This window comes from Neobacillus sp. BP17 (assembly GCF_059579525.1).
In genome coordinates, this window is sequence record NZ_CM184198.1 from 2,402,312 (window position 1) to 2,420,033 (window position 17,722).

Genomic DNA, 17,722 nt, shown 5'->3' on the forward strand with positions numbered 1-17,722 from the left:
CATAGCGTTATTATGTACTTAATTTAATAAACTAATCGATCTACTAGGGGTGCCCTGTTATCAGGCTGAGAGAAAACGCTATGTTTTTAACCCTTTGGACCTGATCTGGGTAATACCAGCGTAGGAAAGTAGCCAAGTGAATGTTTTTTCTCTGACTTACTAACCAGGTCCATTAATGGACCTGGTTTTTTTATTTTTTGGTTGTGTTTAACTTGTCAGTTGATTTCCGTTCCAGGCACTCCAATCAACAGAGTGCCAAACACAGCCTATTTTATAAAAAGAAATGGAGAGATTACAATGGAAAAAATTAATTTATATGAAACGTTGGAAAAAGTAAGAGAGGTAAACCCGCTTGTACATAATATCACTAATGTCGTGGTAACGAATTTTACCGCGAATGGGCTGCTCGCTTTAGGCGCTTCGCCTGTGATGGCGTATGCTGCTGAAGAAGTGGCGGAAATGGCTAAGATTGCTAGTGCACTGGTTTTGAATATTGGTACCTTAAACCCACAAACGGTGGATTCGATGATTATTGCCGGAAAAGCAGCCAATGAATCCAATGTACCGGTCATCTTTGATCCGGTTGGTGCTGGGGCTACCACGTACCGAACCGAAACTGCGCAACGAATCATGAGGGAAGTCAATGTTTCAGCGATTCGGGGAAACGCGGCTGAAATTGCAAATGTCCTGGGTGAAAAGTGGGAAATTAAAGGTGTTGATGCGGGGTCATCAGCGAATGAGGATATCGTGAGCCTTGCGATCAAAGCAGCAGAAACTTGGAATTGTGTGGTCATCATCACAGGAAAAGTGGATGTCGTTTCAGATGGCGAGACTAGCTATCTTGTTAACAACGGCCACCCAATCATGACAAAAGTGACCGGTATGGGGTGCTTGTTAACCTCAGTGATTGGGGCGTTTGCAGGAGTGGAGAAGGACCTGCTTATAGCTTCCGTGGGAGCTTTAACATCCTATGAGGTTGCCGCTGAAAAGGCAGCTGCGAAAACAGCTGAAAAGGGAACAGGAAGTTTCCAAATCGAATTCTTAAACCAATTATCACTTGTTTCAAATGAGGATATCAATCTTTATAGTTCTTTCAAAAAAGTTAATTAAGTGGGGTAATTTAAATGAAAAAAGCATTAACAATTGCAGGTTCAGATAGTGGCGGCGGGGCAGGAATACAAGCCGACATAAAGACATTTCAGGAATTAGATGTATTTGGAATGTCGGCGTTAACAGCAGTAACAGCCCAAAATACATTAGGAGTTCACGGAGTTTATCCAATGTCGAGAGAGGCAGTGGTCAAGCAAATCGAAGCTATCGGCTCGGATATTGGTGCCGATGCCGTGAAAACAGGAATGCTTTTCAATGCTGAAATCATCGAGGCGGTTGCCGCTCAAATCAAGATTTTTGGTTGGGAGAATGTAGTGGTTGATCCAGTTATGATTGCCAAAGGTGGCGCATCACTGCTGCAAATGGAAGCTATTTCTGCCATGAAAAAAAGCTTGTTGCCAGTTTCCAAAGTAATTACACCGAATATCCCGGAGGCAGAAGTCCTAACGGGGATGACTATTCTGACCTTAGAGGATAAACAGGAGGCCGCTAGAAGACTCCATGATTTAGGTGTGAAACACGTTGTGATTAAAGGCGGTCACGATGAAAACCAATCCGAGTCGACTGATTTATTGTTTGATGGGAAGGAATATTACACCTTTACAAGTCCTCGAATTGATACAAAGAACACACATGGTACAGGTTGTACTTTTTCGGCAGTAATTACCGCAGAACTTGCTAAGGGTGCGACTGTTTATGAAGCCGTTTTGACAGCGAAAGATTTTATTCAAGCTGCGATTGAAGATCAATTGGAGATTGGTCAAGGACATGGACCTACGAACCATTGGGCGTATGGAAAAAGAAACCTTGTAAAGGAGCTACCCGTGACATGATTGATTTGAGAGAGGCGTTACGTGTTTATTTTATAATGGGCAGCAACAACTGTTTGAAAGAACCCGCTGAAGTATTAAAGGAGGCAATATCAGGTGGGATTACGCTTTTTCAATTTCGTGAAAAAGGGGAAAGTGCACGAACTGGTTCTGAAAAATATGCACTGGCAAAAGAACTCCAAACTCTTTGCAGAAACCATCAAATTCCTTTCATTGTGAATGATGATATCGACTTGGCTGTGGAGATTGATGCAGATGGTGTTCATATCGGGCAAGAAGATGAATCGGTAAAAATGGTACGAGAGAAAATCGGTGCGAACAAAATTCTTGGGGTATCCGTCCATACGACAGAAGAAGCCATGGCAGCGATCCAAGAAGGAGCAGATTATTTTGGAATTGGCCCTGTGTTTCCGACAAGGACAAAAGCGGATGCCAAGCCATCACGAGGGACGACACTGATTGAAAAGCTAAGAAATGAGGGTTGTGAAATGCCGATTGTTGGCATCGGCGGGATTACAATCCAAAATGCTCGGTCCGTGATTGATGCGGGGGCAGATGGAGTTTCTGTAATTACGGCTATAAGTCAGGCAGAATCCCCTTTGGAAGCTGCGAAAGCATTAAGAAATAGTGTGATGTTTAAAGGGGTGGTCTAATCCGTGAATAAGACTCGCAAATTGACGTTGACGGCCATGATGATTGCGATTGGAACACTTACAAGTAACCTATTCTATATTCCAATCGGTTTTACAAAGGTCTTTCCTATTCAACATTTTATGAATGTCATATCAGCGGTGTTGTTAGGACCTTATTATGCTGTCGCTCAGGCCTTTGGTGTTTCATTGCTTAGAAATTTGTTGGGAACAGGATCGCTTTTTGCCTTTCCGGGGAGTATGGTAGGAGCCTTGCTCGCCTCACTATTATTCTGGAAAACTAGAAAACTATATCTAGCTTTTATTGGTGAAGTAATAGGGACAGGAATCCTTGGTGCCATGCTTTCTTACCCTATAGCTACTCTTTTCCTTGGTCAAAAGGCAACATTATTTGGATTTATTCCCTTATTTATTTTCAGCTCGTTTGCAGGGGCGCTGCTAGGGTTCCTTATTTTAACTGTTTTTTTAAGAAAGAAAGTATTGATTGTTAATGAAAATGACACAACCATCAGGAATTAACTATAAGGGCGTGAACAAATGAAAGAGGATCTGCTTGGTAAAATCTCACAAGAAGTAGAAGCGAGAGAAGCGGAATTAATTGAATTGTTGTCGACACTCATTGCTTTCCCAACGGAAAGTCCTCCTGCGCGGAATACGAATGAGGTGCAGGATTTTATAAAAGGATATTTAGAAGATCTGGGATTTCACACTGATAAGTGGGATGTCTATCCGAGAGATCCTAATGTCGTAGGTGTTTTACTAGGGGAATCCCCTGATCAATTTAATAGTTTAATTGTAAATGGTCACGTGGACGTCGCTGAAGTGGGGGATTCTACAGCGTGGAAGGAGTCTCCATTTTCAGCATACTGCAAAGATGGCCATATATATGGACGTGGTGTCGCTGATATGAAGGGCGGACTTGCAGCATCACTGATTGCGATTAAACTTTTAAAAGAACTGGGAATTTCACTTCAAGGCAATCTTCAATTTCAATCTGTTATTGGCGAAGAGGTTGGGGAGGCAGGTACCCTGGCATGCATGGAAAGAGGTTATACCGCTGACTATGCGGTTGTGGTAGATACCAGTGATTTACATATTCAAGGGCAGGGCGGCGTAATTACGGGATGGATTACCATTCAAAGCAACGAGACCTACCATGATGGAATCAGAAGGAAGATGATCCATGCTGGTGGCGGCGTTCAAGGGGCAAGCGCGATTGAGAAAATGATGAAGATAATTGCTGGACTTCAAGAGTTAGAACGTCACTGGGCAATTACCAAAAGCTATGAAGGCTTTCCTCCTGGTACCAATACGATTAATCCCGCGGTGATTGAAGGTGGACGCCATGCAGCATTTGTGGCTGATCGCTGTGCGCTTTGGGTTACTGTTCATTTTTACCCAGATGAAGACTTTGAAGAGGTCATTAAAGAAATCGAAGAGCATATTGGAGCAGTTGCAGCTGCAGACCCCTGGCTTCGTGACAATCCGCCGCAATTTGTGTGGGGTGGAAAATCGATGATTGTCGACAGAGGCGAAATTTTCCCTTCATTAGAAATAGATACTGAACATCCAGGAACGAAGCTATTAGCGAACTCCTTTGAAAAATTATTATCGGCAAAGCCAGAGGTTGGGATGTCCACCACGGTTACAGATGCAGGTTGGCTGGGACGTGCCGGTATTCCAACCGCCATTTTTGGACCGGGTAAATTAGAAGAGGCACATGCCGTGAATGAGAAAGTTGAAGTTAGCCAATTATTAGCTTTTACAAAAGTGTTAGCCGTTTTCATCGCTGAGTGGTGCAACACGAGAAAGGAGCAGTAGGGGAATGAAATTTACCCAAAGACTTTTTGAAAAAGTAAGTGAAATTTGGGGCAAAACCCATCAACATCCATTTGTTGTCGGGATGGGCACAGGGGAGTTGCCGGTTGAATCATTTATTCGCTATATGAAACAGGATTATGTGTATTTAATCGATTATTCGAAGCTATTTGCTTTGGGGGCTGTTAAAGCAACAGACGTGGAGACGATGGCGGCATTTGCGAAACTATTGGATGAGACCTTGCATGGAGAGATGGATTTGCACCGGCAGTATGCAGAGAGGTTTGGGATTACCGCTCAACAGCTGGAGGAAACCACTCCAACGCCAATCAACTTAGCCTATACCAGATATATGCTCAATGTTGCTCAAACTGGATCACTAGCAGAACTAGTATCTGCTCTCTTGCCGTGTATGTGGAGCTATTGGGAGATTAGCAAAGTGCTAGCAAGTAACTATCCTGATGCTATCGATCATCACCTCTATGGAGATTGGGTGAAAATGTACTCTTCTGATGAGTTTGGTTCATTAGCAACTTGGCTTATTGATGTATTAGATCGGTTGGCAGAGGGAAAACCAGAGCGGGAGTTAGCCATCTTAGAAGAACATTTCCTGACAACATCTCGGTTTGAATATATGTTCTGGGATATGGTTTATCAGGGAGGCGAGTGGCCTGTCTAACTCGACGATGTTATCCATTCATGGCCTCTCTTATTCTTTTGAAAAAGAAAAGCCCATTTTTCAAGGACTTACCCTTGATGTGAGGCGAGGAGAATTTGTTTCCGTTATTGGTACCAGCGGATCAGGTAAAAGCACTCTTTTCAAACTGGTAACTGGTTTACTGGAGCCAAATCAGGGGGACATTCTGTTTAATGGTCAAAAGACCGGTAAAAGATTAGGCAGAGTTGGGTACATGCCGCAAAAGGATTTGTTGTTACCATGGAAAACCGTTTTAGAGAACGTGTTATTACCACTTGAGGTTACAAAGGAGCGTAAACAAGCGAGATTGCCAGAAATAAAAGAGTGGTTAGCGCGGTTTGGTTTAGCAGAATATGAAAGTTCCTATCCATCTGAGCTATCAGGGGGAATGAAGCAGCGTGTTGCTTTTTTAAGAACGCTGATGACGGGAAAGGAACTTCTATTATTAGACGAACCCTTTGGTGCTCTTGATTCGATGACAAAACGAAAGATGCACAAATGGTTATTAGGACTGTGGGGGGAATTACAAAAGACGGTCTTGTTTATTACCCATGATCTTGAGGAAGCGATTTTATTAAGCGACAGAGTGTACGTGCTGCAAGATACGGGAATCAAAGAACTTAAAGTCAATCTGCCGAGGCCAAGAAGTTCACAGCTAATCTATCAATCTGAGTTTTTAACGATGAGAAAAGAATTGGAGATGCTGATTCACAATGAAAGCTAGCTTGAAAAAATGGACAGAAGAGTACGGTTTGTTTTTGTTGGTGGTCCTCCTGCTTATCAGTGGATGGGAATGGGCAGTTAGGCAGGCCGTGATTCCGTCATTTATTATGCCTGCTCCTTCAGCCATTTGGGGGGCATTGCTAGAAAACAAACAGCTGTTGTTTGAAGAGCATTTGCCCGCTACCCTCAAAGAAGTTTTGATTGGTTTTGGGCTCTCCGTAATCGGTGGATTGATACTTGGAGTTGGAATGCATTTTTCGCGTTCAATTGAAAAAGTCCTTTACCCGTTCCTTGTGATCTCACAGACGGTGCCGCTTATTGCTATTTCACCGATTTTTATTATGTGGTTTGGTTATTCGATTTGGAGCAAAATTGCCGTGACCATTTTAACGGCTTTTTTTCCAATCGTCGTGAGTACGTATGATGGATTGAAAACAGGTGGAAATGAATATCGTGAATTATTGTTAACGATGGGAGCGAACCGCTGGACCATTTTTAAAAAAATTCAACTGCCAATGGCGTTGCCCGCGATTTTTTCAGGCTTGAAGTTGTCTGTCGTTTATTGTGTCGTCGGGGCGACGATTGGTGAATGGCTGGGTGCAAGTGAAGGTTTAGGATATTTTAGCCGGAGAATGTCTGGTAACTTACAGGCAGATTCCGTTTTTGCATCAATATTCCTTTTATCGATGTTGGGAATCTTGTTATTTCTATTAATTGGTTTATTGGAAAAACAGGTATTAAAAAATAAAAATCGTTACAACTAGAGAGGAAGAACGTAAAGATGAAAAAGAGTTTTTTGATTCTGGTAAGTCTATTGTTACTTATATTAAGTGCTTGCGGGAAAGAAACAGCCGAAAAAAGTGGCAGTTCGAAAGATAAGCTTCAAAAAGTAAGCTTAATGCTGGATTGGTATCCAAATGCGGTTCATTCGTTTCTATTTGTTGCTGAGGAGAAGGGCTATTTTAAAGAACAAGGATTAGATGTTGATATCCAAATGCCAGCAGATACCAATGATCCGCTTAAACTAGTAGCAGCTAATCAAATCGACATGGCGATGAGCTATCAACCACAGGTCCTCGTGGCACGCAGTGAGGACATCCCTGTTCAATCATTTGGTGCGATTGTCCGTCACCCGCTAAATCAACTTATGGTGCCTGCGGATGGGCCGGTTCAATCTCCTAAAGATTTAGCGGGGAAAACGATTGGCTATCCATCGATTCCGTTGGATGAAGCGATCGTAGGAACGATGGTGAAAGCCGATGGTGGAGATGATAAAAAGGTAAAAATGGTGGATGTTGGCTGGGATCTTATTCCTGCGATGGCGACGAAAAAAACGGATGCCCTAATCGGCGGTTATATTAACCATGAGAAATTATTGTTAGAAAAAGAAGGCCATCCAATGCGTACCTTAAATCCTGCTGATTACGGTGTGCCAGATTATTATGAATTAGTATTGGTCGCAAGTGAGAAGGGATTAAAAGACAAGCCAGAGGTGTTTAAAAAGTTTATGGCTGCAATCACCAAGGGGCAAAAATACGTTCAAGATCATCCTGAAGACGGTCTAACGACCTTAATGAACCATGAAGATAAAACATCACCACTAGAGAAGGATGTCGAAACAAAAAGTTTAGAAATCCTCCTCCCGCTAATGGACGCCAAAGAAAAACCATTTGGCTACCAAGACCCGCAAACATGGGAGAAAACAGCCCAGTGGCTAAAAGACAACAAAGTCATCAAAGAAACCGTCAAAGCTGAGGATGCTTTTGTAAACTATTGATTTGGCATTTTATTAAGCAAAAGACTGACCGCTGCTTTATGGCAGCGGTCTTATTATGATTGATATATGTTAGACAAAACGGGTCTAGTAATAAGGTTCATGAGATAGGCAGGGATCCGAGCGTTGGGCTTTCTTTTTTTATTTAGGAAGGAAATGATGGTATCAGCCTTTTTAATCCCGACTCCATGGCCATAGTATTGGTCTTCAGCCATGAAAATCACATTTTCGGCACGCCAATGGGATTCATTGGGATTGACGTCTGGATTATTAAAATGCACGATATCACCGGGGATGAAATCATCCCCATATTTTTGGGTAAGCCTTAAATCGTTATCAAATTGCCAATCCAATAAGAGAAGGCCGTCAAAAAGGAGGTTAAACCTTCTGCTTCCAATGGTATAAAGGGCAGCAAGATATAAGACAATCGCAATTCCTGTTGAACAATCAAACGCATAAAGCTTTCCATTCTTTAAGACATCAAGAAGGGCTTCCGTGGGGCTTACATTTGGCTTTATGAGGAAACCGCCATTATTTAATCGAGTCCAATACTTTTTATTGCAAAAGGCATATTCAAAGGTCGTAAACTGTACCTTACTATTATTAAGGTCCCGTGCGGCCTTTAGCGTATTTGTTCGAAACAGCAGCACAAATTCCAATTGACTAATTGACTGGTACTGAAAAATTTCTTTGGATTTGTCCATTCTAGTAATGATGTCTTTCTGTTCTTTTGTTGTAAGGATGTTACTGAGATCGTCCACGTGAATCGTTTCCTGATTAATTTTAATCATTTCTATTCACCTCATTCCTTCTACACCAACTCCTTCTTAAAAGTATGAAACTACCACCCTAATGTTTACAACAATTGAAACAATTGATTTAGTTTGGATGCAATTTTTTAAAAATTATTATATGTACGCATCTGTCTTTAATGTTTTTACTTATATTAAAATAATTTTTAGACTGATTTTTCTAGGAAAATTGAACGTTTAATTCAAATCTTTGGCACCACAAGGACAAAAGGTTAGGGCAAATTACCTACAAAATTTTACAATAGAAATAATAATTTCCTTGAATGCATTTGCATTGTGTACAACCTTCTGTTATAGTAAGGGAGAATTATTTTTGTTGGTCGGTAAGGAATAAAAGGCGTAACTGCTTTTTGTCTGGAAGATTTGAACAAGGGTAGTAATTTTATTGTGTGCACAGCACACAGCAGGAGGATACAACAAATGGAACAAGGTAAAGTTAAATGGTTTAATGCAGAAAAAGGTTTTGGATTCATCGAGCGCGAAGCTGGAGACGACGTATTCGTACACTTCTCTGCTATCCAAGGCGAAGGTTTCAAATCTTTAGACGAAGGTCAATCAGTTACGTTTGAAGTAGAACAAGGCCAACGTGGACCACAAGCTACTAACGTACGTAAAGCATAATCTAAACCACATAAATGTACTGAAAAGGCTCTCTTTTAGAGCCTTTTTTTAATTTCTTACGGCTGTGTTAAAGGTTAATGCTGATTATTGACTCCTGTTGATTGGGAGTGGAAGGCACGAAGACTCCTGCGGGAGTACGGGGCAGGGGAGACCCCGCAGGAGCAAAGCGACGAGGAGGCTCCCCGGCACGCCCGCGGAAAGCGAAGTGCCTGGAACGGAAATCAACAGACTAGTTTAACACAGCCTTTCTATAAAAGAATTGGGAAAAGGAGTGGAAAAGCCCTTTTCCCTTTTTTATTGTCATACTTTAAAATATAATGAAACTACCTATATAACGGAAGGATGTGGCAGGATGATCATCCAGCGGCCTCAATTGGAGCAATCTGAATTAACAAAGTATATTCCACCAAAAGGTGACTATGAATCGTTTCGTGACAACGACCATTATAAAGAGAAATTGAAGGAATGGGGATTATCCTCTGCGCGCGAAGCGAAAAAAGAATTCTGGTACAAGGATCGAAATTATCAGCGCCTGGTGACTATTAAGGGTTACGAAACTTATGGAAATGCAATGGACATTAACACCCTAGTGATTGAGTTCCAAGACGGAAATCTTACATGTATCCACCCCGCTTATTTAAAAGAAATGCAGCAATCAAGCTTTGGAAAAGAAAGCTTATTAACTTTTGATGAAAAAGAAACGCCTGACAAAGATGGTTCACCAGCTGAGGTGAATATACTTGGTGAGGTCATGACAGAAGATACATCTACAGTGGCAGAAAAACCTGTTAAACGGGAAGCGGCACCAAAAGCAGCAAAAGCGAAGGAACCAAAACCGAAGAAAGCAAAGGCTCCTAAACTTGATCTCCCGGTTGATAAGGTGCATTTTACGGCTAGCGTCAAACAGTTCGCACTCGTTTACAATCCATTTAATGAAGAAAATGATGAGGTGGTCGTCCTTGAAAATGTACAGGTCGTCTCTGAAGAAAATCCTCTTGAAGTCGGATTAGCCTGGTGCAGCCATAGCAAGACACTCAAAAAGTTTGAACTGGCTATCGGTGATGAGCTTGAATTTGATGGGAAGGTGGCTGCCAAGAAACTTGGAAAAGGGAAAGATGTGGAAGAAGAATTCTTAGTGGATGTTCCTGTTTTGTATAAAGTCAATAATCCGTCGAAAATCGTAAAGAAATAGGACGCTCTTCCTAGAGGTCCTATTTTTATTTTCCTTCTTTTTGAAGTTGGGACGAAATCCAAATGAAAATGATGAAAAGGATCGAAAAAGTTAAATGGTAACGATTACATTGGATTTCACAAATTGTTCACATTCCTATATACTATGTTCTGTTGACAACGGACCCGACTTTCATGAGAGTTGAAAGTCATCTAAACAAGTGTGTGAAAATAGTTGTGTTAATACTGAAGAAATAAATATAGATAAACAAAGGGAGAGGTGCAAAGTTTGAATTTAAGTAAAATTAAATATTCATGGTTTGGAAATATCAAAGGCGATCTATTAGCAGGTATTGTTGTCGCACTTGCGCTGGTTCCAGAAGCGATTTCATTTTCGATCATTGCTGGTGTTGACCCTATGGTTGGGCTATACGCATCGATTTGTATCGCGATAACTATCGCATTTGTAGGCGGAAGACCAGGGATGATTTCAGCTGCAATAGGTGCCACCGCCTTATTAATGGTGAATCTAGTGAAAGATCACGGGTTGCAATATTTATTGGCAGCAACGATTCTAACTGGTGTCATCCAAATCATCATGGGGACTTTAAAGCTGGGGCGATTAATGAAATTTGTCCCGCGGTCAGTCATGACTGGCTTTGTTAATGCCCTGGCGATTCTGATTTTTGCGGCACAATTACCTCATTTCGTCGGGGAATCATGGCAAATGTATGCCATGGTTGCAGGTTCGCTTGCAATTATTTATATTTTACCCCGCTTTACGAAAGCCGTCCCTTCGCCATTGGTTGCGATTATTGTAATTACAGCGATTGCTGTTTTTTCAGGCAGTGATGTTCGTACAGTCGGGGATATGGGGAAATTAACATCGCAATTACCTGTATTTTTAATTCCTGATATTCCCTTTAACTTTGAAACACTACAGATTATTTTTCCTTATTCATTATCAATCGCCATTGTTGGACTTGTGGAATCACTACTGACGGCAACGATTGTCGACGATTTGACAGATACCGAGAGTGACAAGAATAAAGAAGCCGTTGGACAAGGGATTGCCAATATTGTTTCCGCATTTTTTGGCGGTATGGCCGGCTGTGCAATGATCGGACAGTCTGGCATAAATGTTAGATCAGGCGGGAGGGGGAGATTATCCACTTTTGTCGCTGGTGCGTTTTTGTTAATCTTGATTGTTTCATTAAGAGAATTCCTCATCCAAATTCCGATGGCTGCACTAGTGGGTGTTATGATCATGGTGTCGATTGGAACCTTTGATTGGTCCTGCTTAAAGTCATTCAAAAAGGTCCCCATTACGGATACCATTGTTATGATTGTGACGGTTATTATCGTTATAGAAACTCATGACTTGTCGAAAGGGGTTTTAGCAGGAATTATTTTAAGCGCCATATTCTTTGCTTCCAAGATCTCTAAAGTAAGAGTGACAGGTCTTTCACCAAAGGGCTCGACTAAAAAAATATATCAGGTGTCAGGTCAACTTTTCTTTGCTTCTGTAACTGACTTTGTTAACAGTTTTGATTATAAAGAAAACGTTAGTGAAATTGACCTCGATCTTTCCAACGCCCATCTTTGGGATGACTCTGCTGTGGGTGCAATTGATAAAGTTGTGTTAAAGTACCATCAACATGGAGTAATTGTAAATTTAGTAGGCTTAAATGCTGAAAGCAATAAATTAATTGATAGACTCGCCGTGCACAACAAGCCGGGTGGACTTGGAAAAGTGGTTGGTCATTAAATAAATTGACTTCATTTAATTATTTCTAGGTGTAAGTGTAAAAAGGGAATTGCTACGGCATTCCCTTTTTTTTTCGATAAAGGATATGTTCTTTTAATCGCGCATTGCTCCTGCCTCACGGGATGTCATGGCACCTTGTCCTTGGCTTACATCTTTTTGAATTTCTTGTTTCACTTTTTGTACATCCGTTCCTGCAAATTCGGGTTGCATAATGGAACCTAAATTCTCTTTTGTTTGTTGATCCTGTTGCATACAAAACCTCCTCAGTTTTTGGTGTAACCTTCTTATTTTTTACATCCACCCTCATTTTATTTAAAAAAATAGGAACATTCTGAATGTGTTTTTATAATATGGTCTCTTTAATGGCTCTCCAAATTAAATGAGGAATATTCATCCAATATAGAGTATAATGAAGGTTCGGATTTTTATTTTTCAAGGAGAATCTATATATGAAGCAAACCTTTACCTTAAAGGAAAAAACAAAGCAAATATGTATCTTGTTAATTCCAATCTTAATTACACAGCTTGGCATGTTTTCGATGGTGTTTTTTAATACAATTATGTCGGGGAAGTACAACTCTACGGCGTTAGCTGGAGTCGCGATTGGCTCCTCCATTTGGAGTCCCATTTTTACTGGGATAAGCGGGATTCTTCTTGCTGTTTCACCCATTGCCGCCCAACGCTTTGGGGAAAAAAAGAGCCATGAAGTTGCATCCGTTGTGAAGCATGGAATTTATCTTTCAATATTGATTGCGCTAGTAGTTATCCTCTTTGGATTTTTTTTGATAGACCCTATTTTAGACAAAATGAATTTGAATGCTGGTGTTCGAGATACTGCTTTTCATTATCTAATCGGACTTAGCTATGGAATTCTGCCATTATTTATTTTTAATGTACTACGATCATTTATCTATGCCCTTGGCAAAACACGAGTCATCATGATCATCATGCTTTTGTCGCTGCCATTGAATTTCTTTTTAAACTATGTGCTCATTTTTGGAAACTTAGGCTTCCCAGACCTTGGTGGGGCGGGGGCTGGTTATGCAACCTCAATAACGTACTGGGGGATTATGGTAATGACTGTGTTTATCGTCAGAACCAAAGAACCTTTCTCATCGTACCCGATATTTGCCGATTTCAAAGAATTTTCGTGGGATAAATGTAAGGAGATACTAAAGATCGGCGTACCAATGGGCCTTTCAACGTTCTTTGAAACAAGCATGTTCGCAGTGGTTACGATTCTATTAAGTAAGTTTAATGTTACCACGATTGCTGCCTATCAATCAGCCTTAAATATCGTTTCCTTTTTGTATATGATACCAATTAGTATTTCGACAGCACAAACGGTTCTTGTTGGATATGAGGTAGGGGCTCGTCGCTATAAAGATGCGAAACAATACAGTTGGCTGGGGATTTATTTAGCGATCTTGATTGCGGTTGTCACCGGTTTATTTGTCGTGGTTTTCCGATATCAAGTAGCAGGTTTTTATTCGAATGAAACCGAAGTAATTAATTTAACGGCCAATTTCTTAATCTTTGCGTTGTTTTTTCAAATTTGTGATGCGATTCAGGCTACGGCACAAGCAGCCTTAAGAGGCTATAAAGATGTCAACCTAGCCTTTATTATGACATTAATCGCTTATTGGTTAATCTGTCTTCCGGCAGGATACCTGCTTGCCCATTACACGGGGCTGGGAGCTAGAGGCTACTGGCTCGGGCTAACTTTCGGCCTCCTCGCCGCAGGAATAGCCCTTTCCATTAGACTTATCTACATCCAAAAACGGAAATTTGTCAACAAAGCAGTTAGTAGTAAAGTGTGACCAATTGAAACGAAAAAAATGTAATGGTGTTCTTGCCATTACATTTTTTTGCTCTACGATATTCTTCTAATCTTAAAAATAATGACGCCATTCTATGAAGAATGGCGTCTGTTAAAATATTAATATAGTTTTTTTAGATTAAATAGTTTAGAGAAGAAAGTTTGATTTTTATCAGTAATCTTTAATTCTTCCATAATTAGTTTTTCTTGATTGGTATTAATCCATTTTTGTAATTCTTGCTTGTCTTTACAAAGCGTATAATATGTTTCTCCACCTTTTCCAAGTGCGTTGACAACATATCTACAAGTGTTCGCCATAATGTCCACCTTTAAATAAAATTAGTTTCATATATGGATTATAACAGGCTTCAAAAAATAGTCCATCATTATTTTTTCCCATTTTTTTCAAATAAAAAAGACACTAAAAATAGAAATTAGTGTCTCTTAAATAATAGAAGGTAGTTAAACGTTTTCAGTAGGCTTTTGTTTAAATGTTATCCGCCATGCTTTTTTATGCATAGTGATGGACAACCAGAACAACGATTGATCCTCCGGAAAGATGAAGATGTTCCAGTTCGTACTAGGTAAAGAACGCTGACAGTATTTTTATGAGCTTCCTATTTACCGAATCAACGTAAAAAGACGACTAACGGTTAATGGAAGAGTCTCCATTTACCGCTACTGCGAAAATGTCGCTCCAACGGTCAATAAAGCCATCGGTAATAAGGCACTCAAGCAAAAGTAGAGACTTACTCACCAGACTTAACACATTAGGATTTAGATAATGATGGTGAATGATTTTCTTTTGCTTTCTAAAATGGTCAAGTTTATATTAGAAAGCACAAACATAAAGTAACTTTAAATAAAAATTTTTTACCCCCGTATCTTTTCATCCAACTTAAAACGTTTATAGGGTAGAGAGTGCAAAAGGAGTGAAATCAATGTCACACGAGCTAGAAATTGACTGCATAGATGGAGAGCAAGAAATTGGGTTTGCGGAGGAATTTTGGATGGAGAATTATCCAAAACTTCTACGCTATTGTTACTTTCTCACCCGAAATCGATGGGATGGAGACGAAATCGCACAGGAGACGTTTATAAAGGCTCTAAAATATGAAGGCCGCCAGCAAAAGGTGACGAAAGCTTTACTAAACAAGATTGCCTATAATCATTGGATTGATCTGCTACGAAAAAGAAAAAATGAAACCATAGAGGCTGATCCTGTTTTGGCGAATGAAGCTATACTTCATCAATTGGATGCGACCGCAGAAACAGTTGAAATACTTCTCAGAAATTTCACACCCAACCAAGCAATCATCTTTTTGTTAAAAGAAGGGTTTCAATACCAACTGAAGGAAATTGCAGCGATAGTAAATTCTACAGAAATGGCAGTGAAGGCCAATCTTCATCGCGCCAAAAAGCGGCTTGAAAAGGCAAACGAAGAGAGGCAGTTTCATTCAGTGGATTTATTTTGGAATGAGGAAGAAAGGGAGTGGCTATCAGATCTATTTTATGAAGCATTGAAAAATCAAGATCCCACCATCCTCATTCAATCGATTCGTTCGCGATTAATTACCAGTGAAGCCCCTAAACTTGTTTCGGGTAATATATGTACCAAACCTACTTTCACTCCTTCAAGCACTCTCTGTATGGCTGCTTAGCCAAATCGCTTTCAAGGAGGGATTGGAATGAGTACCATTCCATACGTAATTGAACAATCGAATCGCGGGGAACGTTCATATGACATATACTCCAGACTGTTAAAGGATCGAATTATCATAATTGGTGATGAAATAAATGAACATACGGCCAATAGTGTCGTGGCCCAATTATTGTTTTTAGCAGCAGATGCACCGGATAAAGAAATTTCACTGTATATCAATAGCCCAGGTGGTTTAACCACTGCGGGTTTCGCCATCTTTGACACGATGCAATACATTAAGCCTGATGTGAGGACGATTTGTACAGGAATGGCTGCTTCTTTCGGGGCGATGCTACTTCTTGCAGGTAAGAAAGGAAAACGTTATGCCTTGCCAAATAGTGAAATTATGATCCATCAGCCATTAGGAGGGGCAAAAGGGCAGGCAACGGAAATTGAAATTTCTGCACGAAGAATCTTAAAGCTCAGAGAGCACATCAATCAAATTATTTCAGAACGGACCGGCCAACCGCTTGAAAAAGTAGCAAAGGATACAGATCGAGATTATTTTATGAGTGCCGAGGAAGCGAAAGAATATGGGATTATTGATGAGATTCTCTATCCGAAATGAATTTGAAGTTAGTTTCAAAATTCCGCTAAATTCGGAACTATTACTAGCAAAAACCCAGGTAATAGGTTAATATTTTCCAATAAAAGATCCTAAGGGGGATGTTGTTTGGAAATAAAAATCGATGATTTAACCGGAACAGATATTGCAAAATTGATAGGTGAACATCTTCACAATATGAAACAGAATTCACCGCCGGAAAGTATCCATGCCCTAAATCTTGATCAATTGCAAAAACCGGAGATTACTTTTTGGAGTGCATGGGAAGGGAAGGAATTACTTGGGTGTGGGGCTTTAAAAGAACTTGATACCCAACATGGGGAAATCAAATCAATGCGAACCTCATCCTTGCACCTAAGAAAAGGAGTAGCTAAACAGATGCTCCAACATATTGTTGAAGAAGCAAAAAAGCGCGGATACAACAGACTAAGTTTAGAAACGGGTTCAATGGATGCTTTTGAGCCCGCCAGGAGGCTCTATGCCAGCTTCGGGTTCCATCATTGTCAACCGTTTTCGGATTATACCGAGGACCCCAATAGCGTATATATGACAATGGAATTATGAGGATGTTGGCAGGAACCGATTATGGATCATGAATTGAAAGAAGTTATTAAAAAATAAATAGAAAAAGGAGTTGATTTCCTGCCATTAGCAGGTTCTCAACTCCTTTTTTATCAACTAGCATAATTGGGCCCAAAATGTCGAGCGATCTTCCACGTTATTTTCAATGATGGCGTAGGCAGCATTCGTAATGGCTTGTGAAAGGGTTTTACCGGTGGCATGAATATCATTGAAGCTAGCCTCAGATTCTCCATTACATGTAAATGAATAGCCATAATCCTTTAATCTGTCAACAATGAGCATGGCATGGTCTAGGTTATGCTCAGGTTGAAAATCAGATTCATGAATGAACATAGCTTTATCATAATCATACCAACGATCCCATCGATTTAACTTCCATCCCAGAATTCTACGTGCAATTGAATCAGTTTTGTTCATATCAGTTACCCCTTCTCTCCCATGTTTAAATTTGGTTTATCTGTTATGTAACAGGTTTTAAATTGTGATTATATTATATAACACAATAATTGATTTTACTACTATTTATTTGAATTTTAAAAAAAATTTTACTATTGAGGATTGCTTATTTGGGCATTATATTTGATGATTAATGTTATAATTTGGATAGTAGAGGGGGTATTTAATAATCTATCAACTAATCGATTTTTTTAGCGCGATTACCTTTTAGAAACAAATTCTTACACAATCAAATAAAAAAGAGGTGATCAGTTCACCTCTCCAAGGATTCGGTCCTTTATTACTTTTCTCGATGCGGGTACATTTGGTGCCATTGCTGCCATGTACCATGTGGATGTTGATGATGCCACTGCTGCCAAGGTACCCAAGGATGTTGTTGGTGCCATTGATGGTGTGTACCATGAGGATATTGGTGATGCCACTGTTGCCAAGGCATATATGGATGTTGTTGGTGCCATTGTTGCCAAGTTCCATGAGGATGTTGGTGATGCCACTGCTCCCAAGGCATAAACTGAGATTGTGATTGACCATGACCGTGAGTCATTCATTTCACCTACTTTATAATAAATTCTATATAGCTTATGCAAAGCATTTTTTTAAGGGTATATTTCTAATGAATTTAGGC

At 40.2% G+C, this 17,722-nt stretch carries 21 protein-coding genes and 1 riboswitch; of the genes, 17 read left to right on the forward strand and 4 right to left on the reverse strand.

Features of this window, described 5'->3' with window-relative positions; all coding sequences use genetic code 11:
• The first annotated feature begins 35 nt into the window (after positions 1-35).
• Positions 36-144, forward strand: a riboswitch (TPP riboswitch).
• Positions 145-297: 153 nt separating this feature from the next.
• The 9 genes from thiM to AC4QJR_RS11585 are packed head-to-tail and all read left to right on the forward strand — an operon-like array spanning position 298 to position 7,605.
• Positions 298-1,110 carry a hydroxyethylthiazole kinase gene (gene thiM, locus AC4QJR_RS11545; protein ID WP_496526253.1) on the forward strand — a complete coding sequence of 271 codons (813 nt, stop codon included), beginning with the start codon at positions 298-300 and terminating at the stop codon, positions 1,108-1,110.
• A gap of 14 nt (positions 1,111-1,124) precedes the next feature.
• On the forward strand, positions 1,125-1,943 hold the full coding sequence (thiD, locus tag AC4QJR_RS11550; RefSeq protein ID WP_496526254.1) for a bifunctional hydroxymethylpyrimidine kinase/phosphomethylpyrimidine kinase: 819 nt from the start codon (positions 1,125-1,127) through the stop codon (positions 1,941-1,943).
• Positions 1,940-2,593 (forward strand): thiamine phosphate synthase, encoded by a 654-nt coding sequence (gene thiE, locus AC4QJR_RS11555; RefSeq protein ID WP_251461542.1) that lies wholly within the window; start codon positions 1,940-1,942, stop codon positions 2,591-2,593. The genes thiD and thiE overlap by 4 nt, the downstream gene beginning before the upstream one ends.
• Positions 2,594-2,596: 3 nt before the next feature.
• On the forward strand, positions 2,597-3,109 hold the full coding sequence (gene thiW / locus AC4QJR_RS11560) for an energy coupling factor transporter S component ThiW (RefSeq protein ID WP_496526255.1): 513 nt from the start codon (positions 2,597-2,599) through the stop codon (positions 3,107-3,109).
• An 18-nt stretch (positions 3,110-3,127) separates the two neighbouring features.
• Positions 3,128-4,411 (forward strand): acetylornithine deacetylase, encoded by a 1,284-nt coding sequence (locus AC4QJR_RS11565; RefSeq protein WP_496526256.1) that lies wholly within the window; start codon positions 3,128-3,130, stop codon positions 4,409-4,411.
• Between the two features lie 4 nt (positions 4,412-4,415).
• Positions 4,416-5,087: a thiaminase II gene (gene tenA, locus AC4QJR_RS11570; protein WP_496526257.1), complete on the forward strand. Its 672-nt coding sequence runs from the start codon at positions 4,416-4,418 to the stop codon at positions 5,085-5,087.
• A gap of 7 nt (positions 5,088-5,094) precedes the next feature.
• Complete coding sequence (locus AC4QJR_RS11575; RefSeq protein WP_496526258.1) at positions 5,095-5,829, forward strand: ABC transporter ATP-binding protein; 735 nt, start codon at positions 5,095-5,097, stop codon at positions 5,827-5,829.
• Positions 5,819-6,592, forward strand: a complete 774-nt coding sequence (locus AC4QJR_RS11580; RefSeq protein WP_496526259.1) for an ABC transporter permease — start codon at positions 5,819-5,821, stop codon at positions 6,590-6,592. Before AC4QJR_RS11575 ends, AC4QJR_RS11580 begins: the two co-directional genes overlap by 11 nt.
• A 17-nt stretch (positions 6,593-6,609) precedes the next feature.
• Entirely contained in the window at positions 6,610-7,605 is a 996-nt protein-coding gene (locus AC4QJR_RS11585; protein WP_375377036.1) for an ABC transporter substrate-binding protein, read from the forward strand.
• A 53-nt stretch (positions 7,606-7,658) separates the two neighbouring features.
• On the opposite strand, the gene tgl is transcribed toward AC4QJR_RS11585, so the two are convergent.
• Entirely contained in the window at positions 7,659-8,393 is a 735-nt protein-coding gene (tgl, locus tag AC4QJR_RS11590) for a spore coat transglutaminase TGL (RefSeq protein ID WP_098575395.1), read from the reverse strand.
• Positions 8,394-8,834: 441 nt separating this feature from the next.
• Between tgl and AC4QJR_RS11595 the strand changes: the two genes are divergently transcribed.
• The 3 genes from AC4QJR_RS11595 (at position 8,835) to AC4QJR_RS11605 (ending at position 11,973) form a co-directional block, all read left to right on the forward strand.
• Positions 8,835-9,035 (forward strand): cold-shock protein, encoded by a 201-nt coding sequence (locus tag AC4QJR_RS11595; RefSeq protein WP_026567057.1) that lies wholly within the window; start codon positions 8,835-8,837, stop codon positions 9,033-9,035.
• 352 nt (positions 9,036-9,387) lie between these two features.
• Positions 9,388-10,227, forward strand: a complete 840-nt coding sequence (locus AC4QJR_RS11600) for a hypothetical protein (protein WP_496526260.1) — start codon at positions 9,388-9,390, stop codon at positions 10,225-10,227.
• 267 nt (positions 10,228-10,494) lie between these two features.
• The gene (locus tag AC4QJR_RS11605; RefSeq protein ID WP_496526261.1) at positions 10,495-11,973 is read left to right on the forward strand and encodes a SulP family inorganic anion transporter; all 1,479 of its coding nucleotides are present in this window, start codon (positions 10,495-10,497) and stop codon (positions 11,971-11,973) included.
• Positions 11,974-12,066: 93 nt separating this feature from the next.
• Here AC4QJR_RS11605 and AC4QJR_RS11610 read toward each other — a convergent pair whose 3' ends face one another.
• Positions 12,067-12,225 (reverse strand): hypothetical protein, encoded by a 159-nt coding sequence (locus AC4QJR_RS11610; protein WP_180230183.1) that lies wholly within the window; start codon positions 12,223-12,225, stop codon positions 12,067-12,069.
• 197 nt (positions 12,226-12,422) lie between these two features.
• Here AC4QJR_RS11610 and AC4QJR_RS11615 point away from each other — a divergent pair, with 197 nt between their 5' ends.
• On the forward strand, positions 12,423-13,793 hold the full coding sequence (locus AC4QJR_RS11615) for an MATE family efflux transporter (RefSeq protein ID WP_496526262.1): 1,371 nt from the start codon (positions 12,423-12,425) through the stop codon (positions 13,791-13,793).
• A 119-nt stretch (positions 13,794-13,912) separates the two neighbouring features.
• Here AC4QJR_RS11615 and AC4QJR_RS11620 read toward each other — a convergent pair whose 3' ends face one another.
• Positions 13,913-14,110 (reverse strand): hypothetical protein, encoded by a 198-nt coding sequence (locus AC4QJR_RS11620; RefSeq protein WP_098575398.1) that lies wholly within the window; start codon positions 14,108-14,110, stop codon positions 13,913-13,915.
• A 623-nt stretch (positions 14,111-14,733) separates the two neighbouring features.
• On the opposite strand from AC4QJR_RS11620, the gene AC4QJR_RS11625 reads away from it, so the two are divergent.
• From AC4QJR_RS11625 to AC4QJR_RS11635, 3 genes are all read left to right on the forward strand, one after another.
• Positions 14,734-15,453: a sigma-70 family RNA polymerase sigma factor gene (locus tag AC4QJR_RS11625; protein WP_496526263.1), complete on the forward strand. Its 720-nt coding sequence runs from the start codon at positions 14,734-14,736 to the stop codon at positions 15,451-15,453.
• 27 nt (positions 15,454-15,480) lie between these two features.
• Positions 15,481-16,062: an ATP-dependent Clp endopeptidase proteolytic subunit ClpP gene (gene clpP / locus AC4QJR_RS11630; RefSeq protein ID WP_166260093.1), complete on the forward strand. Its 582-nt coding sequence runs from the start codon at positions 15,481-15,483 to the stop codon at positions 16,060-16,062.
• A 105-nt stretch (positions 16,063-16,167) separates the two neighbouring features.
• Complete coding sequence (locus AC4QJR_RS11635) at positions 16,168-16,623, forward strand: GNAT family N-acetyltransferase (RefSeq protein ID WP_098575401.1); 456 nt, start codon at positions 16,168-16,170, stop codon at positions 16,621-16,623.
• A 114-nt stretch (positions 16,624-16,737) separates the two neighbouring features.
• On the opposite strand, the gene AC4QJR_RS11640 is transcribed toward AC4QJR_RS11635, so the two are convergent.
• The gene (locus AC4QJR_RS11640) at positions 16,738-17,058 is read right to left on the reverse strand and encodes a BC1872 family protein (protein ID WP_496526264.1); all 321 of its coding nucleotides are present in this window, start codon (positions 17,056-17,058) and stop codon (positions 16,738-16,740) included.
• 360 nt (positions 17,059-17,418) lie between these two features.
• Between AC4QJR_RS11640 and AC4QJR_RS11645 the strand changes: the two genes are divergently transcribed.
• On the forward strand, positions 17,419-17,607 hold the full coding sequence (locus AC4QJR_RS11645; protein ID WP_496526265.1) for a hypothetical protein: 189 nt from the start codon (positions 17,419-17,421) through the stop codon (positions 17,605-17,607).
• Positions 17,608-17,722 lie beyond the last annotated feature (115 nt).